General features: G+C 66.3%; 15 protein-coding genes. 9 read left to right on the top strand and 6 right to left on the bottom strand.

What is annotated here, in order from left to right:
- A partial coding sequence (locus tag V7053_RS14685) for an LGFP repeat-containing protein (RefSeq protein ID WP_443022626.1) occupies positions 1-251 on the top strand: 251 nt, incomplete at its 5' end.
- A gap of 245 nt (positions 252-496) precedes the next feature.
- On the top strand, positions 497-871 hold the full coding sequence (locus V7053_RS14680; protein ID WP_334173017.1) for a nuclear transport factor 2 family protein: 375 nt from the start codon (positions 497-499) through the stop codon (positions 869-871).
- A gap of 34 nt (positions 872-905) precedes the next feature.
- Here the strand turns inward: V7053_RS14680 and V7053_RS14675 are convergent, their stop codons facing one another.
- Positions 906-2912, bottom strand: coding sequence for a bifunctional polysaccharide deacetylase/glycosyltransferase family 2 protein (locus V7053_RS14675; protein WP_334173016.1), 2007 nt, complete (start codon positions 2910-2912; stop codon positions 906-908).
- A 753-nt stretch (positions 2913-3665) separates the two neighbouring features.
- Here V7053_RS14675 and V7053_RS14670 point away from each other — a divergent pair.
- Positions 3666-4760, top strand: coding sequence for an NADH:flavin oxidoreductase/NADH oxidase (locus V7053_RS14670; RefSeq protein ID WP_334173015.1), 1095 nt, complete (start codon positions 3666-3668; stop codon positions 4758-4760).
- Positions 4761-4896: 136 nt separating this feature from the next.
- On the opposite strand, the gene V7053_RS14665 is transcribed toward V7053_RS14670, so the two are convergent.
- The 4 genes from V7053_RS14665 to V7053_RS14650 form a co-directional block, all read right to left on the bottom strand.
- Positions 4897-5784, bottom strand: coding sequence for a sigma-70 family RNA polymerase sigma factor (locus V7053_RS14665; RefSeq protein WP_334173014.1), 888 nt, complete (start codon positions 5782-5784; stop codon positions 4897-4899).
- Between the two features lie 278 nt (positions 5785-6062).
- Positions 6063-7277: an RNA polymerase sigma factor gene (locus V7053_RS14660; protein ID WP_334173013.1), complete on the bottom strand. Its 1215-nt coding sequence runs from the start codon at positions 7275-7277 to the stop codon at positions 6063-6065.
- Positions 7274-7648: a YciI family protein gene (locus V7053_RS14655; protein WP_334173012.1), complete on the bottom strand. Its 375-nt coding sequence runs from the start codon at positions 7646-7648 to the stop codon at positions 7274-7276. Before V7053_RS14655 ends, V7053_RS14660 begins: the two co-directional genes overlap by 4 nt.
- A 106-nt stretch (positions 7649-7754) precedes the next feature.
- Complete coding sequence (locus V7053_RS14650; RefSeq protein WP_334173011.1) at positions 7755-8231, bottom strand: VOC family protein; 477 nt, start codon at positions 8229-8231, stop codon at positions 7755-7757.
- Positions 8232-8343: 112 nt separating this feature from the next.
- Here V7053_RS14650 and V7053_RS14645 point away from each other — a divergent pair, with 112 nt between their 5' ends.
- Both V7053_RS14645 and V7053_RS14640 read left to right on the top strand, forming a co-directional pair.
- Positions 8344-8742 (top strand): DUF3054 domain-containing protein, encoded by a 399-nt coding sequence (locus V7053_RS14645; RefSeq protein WP_334173010.1) that lies wholly within the window; start codon positions 8344-8346, stop codon positions 8740-8742.
- Between the two features lie 52 nt (positions 8743-8794).
- The gene (locus V7053_RS14640) at positions 8795-9073 is read left to right on the top strand and encodes an Lrp/AsnC family transcriptional regulator (RefSeq protein WP_334173009.1); all 279 of its coding nucleotides are present in this window, start codon (positions 8795-8797) and stop codon (positions 9071-9073) included.
- A gap of 8 nt (positions 9074-9081) precedes the next feature.
- On the opposite strand, the gene trpD is transcribed toward V7053_RS14640, so the two are convergent.
- The gene (gene trpD / locus V7053_RS14635) at positions 9082-10140 is read right to left on the bottom strand and encodes an anthranilate phosphoribosyltransferase (protein ID WP_334173008.1); all 1059 of its coding nucleotides are present in this window, start codon (positions 10138-10140) and stop codon (positions 9082-9084) included.
- A 146-nt stretch (positions 10141-10286) separates the two neighbouring features.
- Between trpD and ctaE the strand changes: the two genes are divergently transcribed.
- The 4 genes from ctaE to V7053_RS14615 form a co-directional block, all read left to right on the top strand.
- Complete coding sequence (ctaE, locus tag V7053_RS14630; RefSeq protein ID WP_334173007.1) at positions 10287-10952, top strand: aa3-type cytochrome oxidase subunit III; 666 nt, start codon at positions 10287-10289, stop codon at positions 10950-10952.
- A gap of 78 nt (positions 10953-11030) precedes the next feature.
- Positions 11031-11816 carry a cytochrome bc1 complex diheme cytochrome c subunit gene (gene qcrC, locus V7053_RS14625; protein ID WP_334173006.1) on the top strand — a complete coding sequence of 262 codons (786 nt, stop codon included), beginning with the start codon at positions 11031-11033 and terminating at the stop codon, positions 11814-11816.
- A 93-nt stretch (positions 11817-11909) separates the two neighbouring features.
- Positions 11910-12965 (top strand): cytochrome bc1 complex Rieske iron-sulfur subunit, encoded by a 1056-nt coding sequence (gene qcrA, locus V7053_RS14620; protein WP_334173005.1) that lies wholly within the window; start codon positions 11910-11912, stop codon positions 12963-12965.
- Positions 12962-13628 (top strand): cytochrome b (locus tag V7053_RS14615; RefSeq protein WP_334173004.1); only part of this gene is annotated, 667 nt, incomplete at its 3' end. The genes qcrA and V7053_RS14615, both read left to right, overlap by 4 nt.

The raw sequence follows: 13628 nt of genomic DNA, 5'->3' as shown, positions 1-13628 counted from the left end.
TCGTCACCGGGCTGGTCAACGGCGGCTCGTACCAGAACTACCAGGGCGGGGCGATCGTGTCCTCCCCGGCGGCGGGCACGCACGAGTCGTACGGGCCGATCCGCGCGGCCTGGCAGTCCACCGGCTTCGAGCGCGGCGTCCTGGGCTACCCGACCAGCGAGGTCTACAGCATCCCCAACGGCACAGCCCAGAACTACCAGGGCGGCAAGATCACCGACATCAACGGAACCATCACCATCACCCACAACTGACTCCAAAGGAGCTGCCCACCGCGCAGTAAGCGCGGTTTGACCATCGAACCGGAGCTCAGAGTGCGCCGCATCCCCCGCGCAGGGGTTGGCACACTCTGAGCTCCATTTCCTGTGCGAAGGAATTTCAGGTGCATCGGGACGAGTGGGAGGAACTGGGCTTCGCCCAGACGGCGCGCTGTTCCGCTTCGGGAGTGACGCCCCCGCCAGGCTGTTCACGGAAGTATGCCTGCCGCAAGACTGGAAACATGGACCAAGCCGACGAGGTAATGCACGCAGCACGAAACCGGGCGGCCGCACTGGCCTTGAGGGACGCGAGGACCTTGGAAGGCCTACTCCATCCGGACTTCCGCTGGATTTCGCACACCGGGCAGACCTTCGACAGGACGGCTTACATCCAGGCCAACACTTCCGGAAAGCTGTTCTGGCGCAGGCAGGAGTTGAGCGACGTTGCCATAGTGGTCACCGGAGACACTGGCGTCCTCTGGGCCATGGTCACGGATGAGGTCGAGGAGGAGGACGGCGGCGCGCGTATCCATCGGATGCCGATGACCCAGGTCTGGGTGCGCACGGAACGTGGGTGGAAATGCCTGGCAGGCCACGCGGGCCCGCGCCAAGACTAGGCCAAGGCATTCCGATAGTGGTCCCTCTCCCCGGTCACTCCGCCGGAACGCTGAGGCTCCCGTAACGCTCCATGCGGTGCCAGCGGAGATGCACACCCGCGAACGCCGTGACGACCGATTGGATAACGACCAAATACATCAGCTGGCGGTAGACGAACTGCTGGAGCGGGAGCGTCCAGAGAGGACGGAGGGATTCCTTGTCGATCCTGAATGCATAGGCGGCCATGAGGAGCTGGACAGCGAGGAACACGAGCCAGAGTGCGCCGATGCGGACAGGGTCGAGGAAGATCAGCCCGTAGATAGCGAAGACGTCGACGACCGGAGCGAAGAGCGGGAGAAGCACCTGGAGCACGAGAAGGTAGCCGAGGCCTCGTCGTCCAAGCTTCCCTGCCGCTCCCCCCTGCAGGACGGCGCCCCGGTGTTTCCACATCGCCTGAAGGGTCCCGTAGCACCACCGGTACCGCTGTCGCCAGAGAGCACCCAAGCTGGCTGGCGCCTCAGTCCAGGCGCGAGCGTCGTCTTGATAGACCACGCGCCAGCCGTCCCGGCACAGGGCCATCGTGAGGTCTGTATCTTCCGCGAGGGTGTCGTCACTCACTCCCCCGACCCGTTCGAGGGCAGGACGACGGAACGCACCGATCGCTCCCGGCACCGTCGGCATGCATTCGGCGACATCGAAGAGCCGGCGGTCCAGATTGAAGCCGACGACGTATTCGATGTGCTGCCAGGCTCCGAGTATCCCTCCGCGGTTTGCCACCTTGGTGTTGCCGGAAACAGCGCCGACGCGCGGGTCGGCGAACGGCTGGATGAGCTTGCGCACGGTGTCCGGCTCGAAGACTGTGTCGCCGTCGACCATGACCACGAGTTGGTGGCTCGCAGCGCGCAACCCGGCGTTCAGCGCCGAGGGCTTCCCGCCATTCTCCTTACGGATCACGACGACGCCGGGCAGGGCGAGCTCTTCGACCAGGTCAGCCGTTCCGTCTGAGGACCCATCGTCGACGACGATGATCTCGACCGGGTGGTCGGAGAGGGCGATGGACCGGACCGCCGCTACGATTCCCGCCGATTCGTTGTACGCCGGCACGATCACCGTCACCGGTTCGGTGACGGCGGGCCTGACCGGAATCGACGAACGGCGGCGCCCGCGGCCGGCTTCTTGGAGCCGCACGGTTGCACGCCTGTGGCGGGCGGCGAAGCCGATCACGAGAACCGCCCGCAGGAAGGTGACGACCCCGCTTGCCACGAGGGCCCACGAGATCGCGGCGACCAGCCAGTCGCTGAGGCGAATACCGGCAACAAATGCGGTACCGCTCACCCGCTCCCCCACGCTCGCCGGACGCATGCTCGCGATGCCCATGGCGTCACCGACGGTCGTCACTCGGAATCCCTGCTCCTGATAGCGCGTCAGAAGCCCGTCGAGGGCCGCGACCGTCTGGCTTCGGTCGCCGCCGCCGTCGTGCATGAGGACCACCTGCCCGTTGACGCCCGGCGTCGTGAGGTTCTTCTCGATCTGCGCCACACCGGGACGCCTCCAATCCTCGCTGTCCATCGACGTGAGGACCGTGAGGTAGCCCTGAGCGGCCGCCGCGCGGACCGAGGCCCACGTGCCATCGGTCAGAGCATCATTTTCGGAGCTGTACGGCGGGCGCAGGAGGGCCGCCGTCTGCCCCGTCAGGGCCGCGATGACCTGCTGGTCGCCCTGGATCTCGAGCTGTTGCCGCCAAGCCGGAGCGCTCCCCAGATCGACATGCGTGAGCGTGTGGACGCCGATCTCGTTGCCGTCCGTGACGATTCGTCGGACGAGATCCGGGTTCTCCACGGCCGCCGATCCGACGACGAAAAACGTCGCATGGACATGGTGCTTCTTGAGGACGTCGAGAATCCTCGGGGTCCAGGTTGGATCGGGCCCGTCGTCGAACGTCAGGGCAATCGTCTTCTCGGGCGGCCTCCCCGTTGTGGGGTTTCCGCTGCGCGCGTCGACGACCGGTCCACCCTGGGATACAGCTGCGGGGACGTGGGCGGCGGAGCCTGCGGAGGGCACGGAGTCATCCCCGATCCCCGAAAGGTGGTGCAGGTATCCCTGCACGCAGAGGGCAGCGGCGACAGCTACGAGAACTGCCAGCAGAACCAGCCAATGAGCGCGGACGCTCGAGGGGACTGGCCGGGCGGGCCGACGCCTCACGGGTGCGAGGGGGTGGTCGGACGGGAGGTCTGTCCGGGAGCGGAGCCGGATTTCCCGCGAGCAGCAGTTTGAGTCGCTGCGGCTGTCGGTGCTGCGGCAGGTACCAGGGGAACCGCAGAGGCCTGCGCCATCGGGGTTACCGGTAGCGGAACGGCGTTGGCGACGGGAGCCGCGATAGCGGCGTTGGGCAAGTATCCGGTACCGGGTCCGTGATTCCCTGTCGTGGACGACCCCGCGTCAGGCGAAGCAGCTGGGATCGAAAGCGAGGGCGCTCCGGCGGCTGCGGCCCCCGGGGAGGAGGACGACGTCGGGACAGGCGGCCGAGGAAGATAGGGGGCCGCCACATTGGGCCCTCCCAGAAGGGCGACGACGAGGAGCGCAACGTACCCGCCGACCAACGTGAGTGCAGCGGCTCCCATCACGCGTGCGCGGCGGAGGCGTCTTCCAGAAACGTCCACAAATACGGGTCCACGGGGTGCAGCCGCGGACGCTTCCGGCTCTTGCTCATAAGACGTCATCGGTTAGCCATGGTAGGTCATTGGCCTCGCAGATCTCAAAAAGATCACGGCCCTCAAGTTGACCTCGGCAACCGCCCAGCGGGAGGCTAGGGACATGTGCGCCGACACGCTCTTCTCCCCCATCAACGTTCGAGGAACCAGCATTCGGAATCGGCTCTGGGTCTCCCCCATGTGCCAGTACTCCGTCGAAAAGCTGGACGGCGTGCCGACGCCGTGGCACTTCGCCCACCTCGGCTCCTTCGCTCGCGGAGGCGCTGGCCTGGTGATGAGCGAGGCGACGGCGGTCTCCCCCGAGGGTCGCATTTCCAGCTGGGACACGGGGCTCTGGAACGGGGTCCAGCAGGAAGCGTGGCGGGGCATCGTCGATTTCATCCACTCCCAGGGAGCGAAGGCTGCCGTTCAACTCTGCCACGCGGGCCGCAAGGCTTCCAGCTACCGGGAATGGAGCGGTCAGGGGACGCAGCCTGTGGAGGACGGCGGCTGGGAGATGGTTGCCCCCTCGGCTCTCGCCTTCGATGGCTACGCCGTCCCCCGGGCGCTGACCGAAGCCGAGATCGGTGAAATTGTCGCCGACTTCGGCAGGGCTGCAGGGCGGGCTCTCGAGGCTGGCTTCGACGCCATCGAACTGCACGCGGCACACGGCTACCTCCTGCACCAGTTCCTCTCGCCGCTGTCGAATCGGCGTACTGACGGCTACGGCGGGAGTCTCCAAGGCCGAGCGCGTTTCCTTCTTGAGACAGTCAGCGAGGTCAGACGTGTCGCGGGCGAGTCCGTGCCGCTCTTTGTCCGCTTCTCGGCGACAGATTGGGCTGGGGAGGAGGGGTGGAATGTCGAGGACACCATCACGACAGCGAGATGGGCCGCGCGTGAAGGCGCCGACTGGTTCGACATCTCGACGGGCGGATTGGTGCCCAACGTGCGAATCCCGGTTGGCCCGAAGTACCAAGTGGGCTTTGCCACCCGAGTCAAAGAGGGCACCGGCTATCCGGTCAACGCGGTCGGGCTCATCACGACCTCCCAGGATGCAGCCCAGATTGTCGAGACGGGGGAAGCCGACGCGGTCATGGTCGGACGTGAATTCCTCCGCGACCCGCACTTCGCTTTGCGCGCTGCCCACGAGCTCGGGGTCGAGATCGACTACTGGCCCCCGCAGTACACCCGAGGCAAATGGCGCCGCCCTCGGGCATGAGTGCCCGAGGACTTCTCAAGTCCGGGGTCGCACAGGAGAGTCGCACAGGAGAACAGTGGAAAGGAACGGCCGGCTCGACGCCGGCCGTTCCTTATATGTGCATCTCCCTCGCCCTGCGTCAGCCGAGTCCTGCTGCCTAGGCCGCCATGCGACGGCGAAGGCGACTGAGGAGCCGGCGCAGGAGGCGGGACACCTGCATCTGGCTGACTCCGAGGCGCTGGGCGATCTCGTCCTGCGTCAGCTCTTGCACGAAGCGAAGCCGAAGGAGCTCGAGGTCCTGCTCCGAGGCATCCTCGAGCGCGCCCGCGAGGGCATGGAGGGATTCGACGTGCTCGAAGCCGGGGTCCTCCGTGGCGACGACGACGCTCAGCCTGCGCCCCTGAGGGTCTTCGGGAGAGTCTGCGTGCTCGATGGTGTCCGGAACCATCGCCGCGTCGGCGATCTGCGCCTCGGCGACGTCTTCGACTTTCACGCTCAGCTCTCGGCTGAGCTCGAGGGTCGTCGGCTCGTGGCCGAGGGTCTGGGCGAGCCGAGGCCGCGCGGCATTGACCTTCAGCCTCAGTTCCTGGATCCCACGGGGTGGCCTGACGATCCACGACTGGTCGCGGAGGTAGCGCTTGAGCTCGCCGGTGATGGTGGGCACTGCGTAGGGGACGAAGCCGTGCCCGCGGCCGGTGCGGTAACGACGGGCTGCCTTCATGAGACCGAGCCGCGCCACCTGACGCAGGTCCTCCGGGTCATGGCCAGGGCAGCGGAACCTGCGTGCCAAGGCGTCAGCGACGCCGAGGTATTCGACGGCAAGGTCTCCTGCTGCGCTCGCGCGAGCCAAGGTGTCTGCCGGGGCAAGATCGGAGTCCTCGGTCTCGGGATCCTCGGGACCTTCCGTCTCCCAGAGGTCTAGCGGCCCCTGCTCGTTGTCGTGCTCGTCGCGACGCGGCTCGCCGCGATGGGGGTCGTCGCTACGTGGTTCAAGGGGTGAGACCGGCGCCATGGTTGCAGCGGGCAGTCTGTGAACGCTTTCCATTTCCTGAGTCTTCTCCTCGCTGGGGTCGGAATCTGACGTGTTCAGCGCACAGAGTTGGGAGGGCACCTCCTGGGGTCGCGTCGCGGCCCGCTGCTTGAGCCGTTCTGATGATGTCCTGTCGGAGATCCGAGGGCCGTACAAGATTCAGGCCCTGATCCGAACTACCCTTCGGACGCTACAGGTAGACAGACCGTTCTGTCCAGACTCGATACTCCTCCTTCTCCCGCCGTTCAGAGCGAGGTCACCGGAGGGTCGCGGGCGTCGGCCTGAGATCCTGTTCAGGCAGGTCGAAGGTCGCGCAGCTGAGCCCGAAGGAACGCTTCCTCCCCCGGACTGGGGGCACTTCGCGCGGCCTCGGCGTACTCGTCGGCCGCCTCATCCAAGCGTCCCAGTCTCCGCAGCAGGTCGCCGCGCACCGCGTGGAAGACGTGGTAGCCCGTCAACCCGAGGCGATCGACGACGTCGAGGGCGGCAGCCGCCCCGTCCACTTCCGCGACCGCGACAGCCCTGTTCAGCTCGACGACCGGGCCGGGTGCGAGGGCCGCCAGCGCATCGTAGAGGCGGACGATGCGCCGCCAGTCCGTTGCAGCCGCGGAAGGTGCCGTGGCGTGCACGGCCTGAATGGCCGCTTGAAGCTGGTATTGGCCCAAGGCGCCTCGTCGGAGACAGCGCTGCACCAGCGTCAGGCCCTCGTCGATGAGCGCGCCGTCCCAGTTAGAACGATCCTGCTCGGCGAGGGGAATCAGCGCACCGTGCGGTCCCGACCTCGCGCGGCGCCGTGACTCGGACAGGAGCATGAGAGCGAGCAGCCCCTCGCTCTCGGGTTCGTCGGGCATCAGCTGCGTGATGGTCCTGCACAGACGGATCGCCTCCATGCACAGTCCCGCTCGGTCGGATTGCCTGCCCAAGTCCGCCGAGTAGCCCTCGTTGTAGATCAGGTAGACCACGGCCAGAACCGCAGCAAGCCGCTCCGGCAGATCGCCAGCCGACGGCACGCGGTACGGGATGCGGCTGTCCCGGATCTTGGCCTTCGCACGGGAGATCCGCTGTGCCATCGTCGCCTCGCTCACGAGGAAGGACGAAGCGATCTGCGCCGTCGTCAGACCTCCTAGCACCTTGAGCGCCAAGGCGATCCGTGCTGGCAGAGCGAGGGCGGGATGGCAGCAGACGAAGAGGAGCTTGAGGCGGTCATCGCCGAACACGTCCGGACCGTTGCCGTCATCGTGGCGCAGAAGCGCGGCTTCGGCTTCCTTGCCGCCCCGCGCCGCTTCCCTGCGGAAACGGTCGACGGCGCGGCGCCGCGCGGTCGTGATGATCCAGGCCCCGGGGTGTTCGGGAAGCCCCTCCGTGGGCCACCGCTCGGCCGCGACGGCGAAGGCTTCCTGCACGGCCTCTTCGGCCAGCCCGAGATCCTGGGTGGTGCGGTGGACCACCGATACCGCGCGGCCGTATTCCTCCCGGAACACGGCCGCGACAGCATCCGGTGAGCTCACGCCCGCTCGCCCGCCCCCCGTACTTCCCGGACTTCGGCGAAAGCCCTCACCTCGATGGGCAGTCCAGTGATCTCCGCGAGACGACGGCCCCACCTCAGAGCCGCATCGAGATCCGGGGCATCGATGATCTCAAAACCGCCGAGGTGCTCCTTGCCCTCGACGTACGGCCCATCCGTCACCACGACGTCGCGTCCGTCGTGACGGAGAACCGTGGCCGATCCAGCGTCGGTGAGTCCATTGCCGAAGACCAGAGCGTCGGCCGCCCTCAGATCGGCGTTGAACTCTTCGAGTTTGGCCATGATGGGACCGAGGACCTCGGGCGGCGGAACGACGCCGTCAGGCTGGTACATGGCGATCAGATACTGGGTCATGGCTTGTCGCCTCCTGTGTAGGTGGGAGCCCCTGTGGCTCTCACCCCTTGGACGAAAGGAAAGGCGCCTTTTCGACAACCGGGCCCCGAGAATCCTCGGACCGGAATCACCCCGCGTCAGCCGCTGCCTCGAGGTCAGCGATGACGATCCTGCGCATGCTGAGCATCGCCTTCATTGCTCGCTGCGCGCGCGCGGGATCGGCGTCCTGCAGCAGTTCTGTCAGGCGGGTCGGCACGACCTGCCACGAGAATCCGAAGCGGTCCTTGAGCCAACCGCACTGGCTCTCCGTGCCCCCGTCGGCCGTCAGGGAGGTCCAGTAATGGTCCACTTCGTCCTGGTCTGCGCAGAACACCTGCATCGACACCGCTTCGCTGAACGTGAACTCGGGGCCGCCGTTCAAGGCAAGGAACGGCTTGCCGTCGAGTTCGAAACCGGCGGTCAGAACCGTTCCCGCTGGTCGGGGCCCGGCTTCGCCGTAGCGGTCAACTGCGGTGATCCTGGAGTTCGGGAAGACCGAGACATAGAACTCGGCGGCTTCCTCGGCCTGCGTGTCGAACCAGAGGCAGGGGACGATCTCCGGCATGGGTCCTCCTCGGTGGGTAGGGACAGATCTCCCGACACGTGGGATTCTTCCGCGTTCGGCCATCGCAGAGAAGGGGCCAGCACGTCTCAGCTGTCCCCCGTACGCTTGGTTCATGACCGCTGAAGCCCCTGCTCTGTCCCACCGTGCCCGAACGGCTGTTCTCGCCCTCGTGGGCGACGCCGTCGTCGTCCTCGTCTTCGCTGCCTTGGGCCGGGGGTTCCACGGTGAGGCCAACCCGGTGTTGGGCGTGCTCTCGACTGCGTGGCCCTTCCTCGTCGGAGGCGCTGTCGGCTGGTCGTTTCCGCTGGTCCGCCGGCGCCCGCGGGCGGTCTGGCCGTCGGGCGTGACGGTGTGGCTCGGAGCCTACGTCGTCGGAATGCTGCTCCGCGGGCTCACCGGACAAGGCCTCGCGCTGACGTTCCTCGTCGTCGCCTTCTGCTTCCTGGGCTTGTTCCTCGTCGGCTGGCGGGCCGCCGCGCGCTGGATCGCTCGCGTCGTGGGACGCCGCTGAGGCCTCCGGCGCTAGGGTGGTTCCGAGCACAACAGGACTCGATCGGAGGACCATGATCACGGCATTCGTCTTCATCCGCACGGAATCGAACAAGATCCCCGAGGCGGCGGAGAAGATCTCTGCGATCCCGGGGATCAGCGAGGTCTACTCGGTGACGGGCGAGTGGGACCTCATCGCCATCGCCCGCGTCCAGCAGCATGAGGAGCTCGCTGACGTCGTGGCGGACCACCTTTCCAAGGTCGAGGGCGTCGTGGAGACGACGACGCACATCGCCTTCCGCGCCTATTCCCGTCACGACCTCGAGGCGGCATTCTCAATCGGCCTCGAATAGCCGGGAGTTCAGCCCTGGCTGAACTCCACCCACGTCCGGAGGGATCGCGCTGCGGCTCCCGAATCGATGGCCTGTTCTGCCCGCAGCTTCGCGGCCGACAGCCGCTCGAGCAGGGGCGCTTCCGCCGTGAGTTCGAAGGCGACGAGGCCAGCCGCCGCGTTGAGGACGACGGCGTCGCGCACGGGTCCCTTATCGCCTTCGAGGACCTTCCGAACGACGCCGGCGTTGTGCTGGGCGTCCCCACCGCGGAGTGCGTCGAGCGGGGCGCGTGAGATCCCGAGGTCGAGCGGATCGAGCACAGACTCCTCCACTCGCCCATCGCGGACCTCCCAGATGCGGGAGGTCGTCGTGATGGTCAACTCGTCGAGGCCGTCGTCGCCACGGAACACGAGTCCCCTGCTGCCACGATTGGCGAGGACTCCCGCGATGAGCGGAGCCATCCGCGGATCCGCGCAGCCCACGGCCGAGGCTTGGACACGTGCTGGGTTGGTGAGGGGGCCGAGAATGTTGAACGCCGTCGGGATCGCCAGTTCGCGGCGAGGCACTGCGGTGTGGCGGAACGACGGATGGAACACCTGGGCGAAGCAGAAGGTGATGCCGCATTCGACGGCCGACGCCGCAACGCGCTCGACGCCCATGTCGAGCCGCACGCCGAGCGCCTCGAGCACATCAGCCGAGCCCGCGGACGACGACGCGGCACGGTTCCCGTGCTTCACGACCCTCGCCCCAGCGCCCGCGAGCACCAGCGCCGCGGTGCTCGAGATGTTGACGGTGTTCTGTTGGTCCCCACCGGTGCCGACGATGTCGAGCTTCTCGCCTTCGATGGAGATGGGAGTGGCGCGCGCGACCATGGTGTCCACAAGGCCTGTGAGCTCGTCGACCGTCTCGCCTTTGGCCCGGAGGCCGACGAGGAATCCTGCGATCTGGGCTGCAGTCGCGTTGCCGGACATGATCGTGTCCATGGCCCAAGCGGTCTGCTCCTGCGAGAGGTCCTGGCCTCTCACGAGGGATCCGATGAGGGTCCGCCAACTGTGCGCGGGGTTGGCTCCTTGGTCCTGAGTGGTCACTCCCCGATGCTATCCACCCGCCAGTCCGCGGGCGAACGGATGACGGACGGCGCGCGTTCCGCGGATTTTCGAGGGTTTGTAGAAAAAGTTCCCAGAAGAGGCGGTTCGCGTTGGGCGAACCCGCTGTTTGTAGACATAATGTCCTTGTGACGACAGCGACTCATGCCCCGACAACCCCGGCACATCCCACGCTGAACCGCCCCAATATGGTCTCCGTCGGGACCGTGGTGTGGCTCTCGAGCGAGCTGATGTTCTTCGCCGGACTCTTTGCCATGTACTTCACGCTCCGCGCTTCCGGTCAGATCGCCACGGGCGGAGCAGGGACCCTTGGCCTCTGGGCCACAGAGACATCCCATCTGGACTTCCCCTACGCCCTGGTGAACACGATCGTGCTGGTCTCCAGCTCGTTCACGTGCCAGATGGGCGTCTTCGCCGCGGAGCGTCTGCAGCCGCGTCGTACCGGTGGACTGTTCCAGTTCGCCCGCTGGGGCATGGTCGAGTGGTTCGTGCTGACGTTCCTCATGGGTGCGTTCTTCGTCGCAGGCCAGGCCACTGAGTACACGACGCTCGTCTCTGAGCACATCACGCTCTCGTCGAACGCCTACGGCTCGGCCTTCTACATCACGACCGGCTTCCACGGCCTTCACGTCATCGGCGGCCTCATCGCCTTCCTGTTCATCATCGGACGGGCGTTTGCGGCGAAGCGCTTCGGGCACTACGAAGCCACGTCGGCCATCGTCACCTCGTACTACTGGCACTTCGTCGACGTCGTGTGGATCGGGCTCTTCCTGGTCATCTACGTCCTCAAGTAGCACGTGCCGCTTCGGCTGGCAGCACAACTTTGACAGCGCGCCCCAGCGGCCGCGGTACAGACGGATAGGAACGATTACGTGAAGTCACTCTCGCAGAAGCGGCGGCATCCGCTAGCAGTCGTGGCGCTGCTGGTCATGGGGCTCCTGCTGACCGGCGCCCTCTACTCGGTGGCGAGCTCCGCCAATCAGGCCAAAGCGGATACCGGGTTCTCGGCCGCTGATGTGACGGCCGGCCAGAAGCTCTTCGTGGCGAACTGTGCCACGTGCCACGGCATGGGCGCACAGGGCTCCCCCGCGGCGCCGTCGCTCGTCGGCGTCGGTGCCGCAGCCGTGGACTTCCAGGTTGGCACGGGGCGTATGCCGATGGAGGCAAACGGGCCCCAGGCCGAGCAGAAGCCGGTTCAGTTCAACGAAACGCAGACGCGTCAGCTCGCAGCCTACGTCGCCTCGCTCGGAGCTGGCCCCTCGCTTCCGGACCCGGCCATGCTCGATGGTCAGGGCGACGCCACCCACGGTGGCGAACTCTTCCGCGTGAACTGCGCCATGTGCCACAACGCGGCCGCTGCGGGCGGCGCGCTGACCCGTGGCAAGTTCGCTCCCCCGCTTGCTGGCGTGACCGCGCAGCACATCTACGAGGCGATGGAGACCGGTCCGCAGAACATGCCGGTGTTCAGCGACGCCAACATCTCGCCTGAGGGCAAGCGGGACATCATCACGTACCTCCAGACCATCGAGAAGCAGGGTTCGCCGGGTGGTGCCGATCTCGGCGGCCTCGGCCCCGTGTCGGAAGGTCTCTTCATGTGGGTGGCTGGTCTGGGCGTCATCATCGCCTTCACCATCTGGCTCACGTCCCGAACCTCCTGACAAAGGACCGCTCACACGTTCGGCCGCCGATGCGGCTGATTGAATTGAACATCGTCCCCGGGGCCCCGGGGCACAGGAAGGATGAGGGGAAATATGGGCAACCCTAGTGACGGAGCCCCACAGCATGGGGGCACCGTAGCTACGGCTGGTCAGTCCGGGGGTGCGTTCGAGGATCCCGGGATCCCGCCGCACCGCCTGCGTCTGTCCGACACCGACCCCAAGGCCGCGAAGCGCGCTGAGCGCCAGGTCACCGCACTGTTCATCATCTCGGTGATCGGCACAGTGGTGTTCCTTGTCTCGTACTTCGCCATCGATCTCGGTCCCACGTCGACCGTAGACACGATTCGCACGCAGAACATTCTGCTGGGTCTCAGCACCGCGTTCGCGATGCTGGGGATTGGTACGGGCATCGTGCATTGGGCGAAGTCGCTCATGCCCGATCACGAGGTCTCGGAAGCGCGCCACGCGGTGCGCAACGAGGAGGACCGCCAAGCCGCAGTCAAGATCGTCGATGACATCATCGAGGAGACGGGCATCAAGCGCCGCCCCCTCATCCGCAACACCCTCATCGGTGCGCTCGCGCTGGCTCCCCTGCCCGCGCTCGCCGTCTTCGGTGACCTCGGCCCCAACGCGACCGATATGCTCCGTCACACGATGTGGGCACCCAACGCACAGACCGGCAAGAAGGTTCGTCTGACGCGTGATCCGGACGGTACGCCGATCAGGGCCGCTGACGTCACCATCGGCTCGGCGTTCCATGTGATCCCCGAGGGTCTCAATGACCTGAAGGAGAACAAGAACAACGAGAAGGCGAAGGCCGTGGTTCTTCTCATGCGCCTCAACCCCGAAGACCTCCACGTCTCACCGGGTCGCGAGAGCTGGAACTACAACGGCATCGTCGCGTACTCCAAGATCTGCACGCACGTCGGATGCCCCGTTGCGCTGTACGAGCAGCAGACCCACCATCTCCTGTGCCCGTGCCACCAGTCGACCTTCGACCTCACGCACGAGTGCCAGGTGATCTTCGGCCCGGCGAGCCGCCCGCTCCCGCAGCTGCCGATTGAAGTTGACTCTGACGGCTATCTCGTCGCCTCGTCGGACTTCCACGAACCCGTTGGACCGAGCTACTGGGAGCGTGAGTACTCGTGAGCAGCACCCCTTCCTCTTACCAGCCGCCGACCAAGGTCGGTCGGATCGCCGAATTCGTCGACCAGCGCACGGGCCTTTCCTCTGTCACGCGCGAATTCGGCCGGAAGGTCTTCCCGGACCACTGGTCGTTCATGTTCGGCGAGGTCGCGCTCTACAGCTTCGTGATCCTGCTGTTGTCGGGCACGTTCCTGACCTTCTTCTTCAACCCGTCCATGGCGGAGACGACCTACCAGGGCGCGTACGTGCCGCTGCGGGGCATGGACATGTCCGTCGCCTACCAGTCGTCGCTCCACATCTCGTTCGAGATCCGCGGCGGCCTCTTCATGCGCCAGCTGCACCACTGGGCCGCGCTGCTCTTTGTCGCCGCCATGTCGGTGCACATGCTGCGCGTGTTCTTCACCGGTGCGTTCCGCAAGCCGCGTGAGATGAACTGGGTGATCGGCGGTGTGCTGCTTATCCTGGGCATGGCCGCTGGTTTCACGGGCTACTCCCTCCCCGACGATCTCCTCTCGGGGAACGGCCTCCGCATCATCGACGGCGTCGTGATGGCGATACCGGTCATCGGCACCTGGATCTCGATGTTCCTCTTCGGCGGCGAGTTCCCGGGCACGGCAATCGTCGGCCGCCTCTACGTGCTTCATATCCTGCTCATCCCAGCGATGA

This window comes from Sinomonas sp., from assembly GCF_036848755.1.
Classification (GTDB): domain Bacteria; phylum Actinomycetota; class Actinomycetes; order Actinomycetales; family Micrococcaceae; genus Sinomonas.
This window is presented reverse-complemented; position numbering and strand designations above follow the sequence as displayed.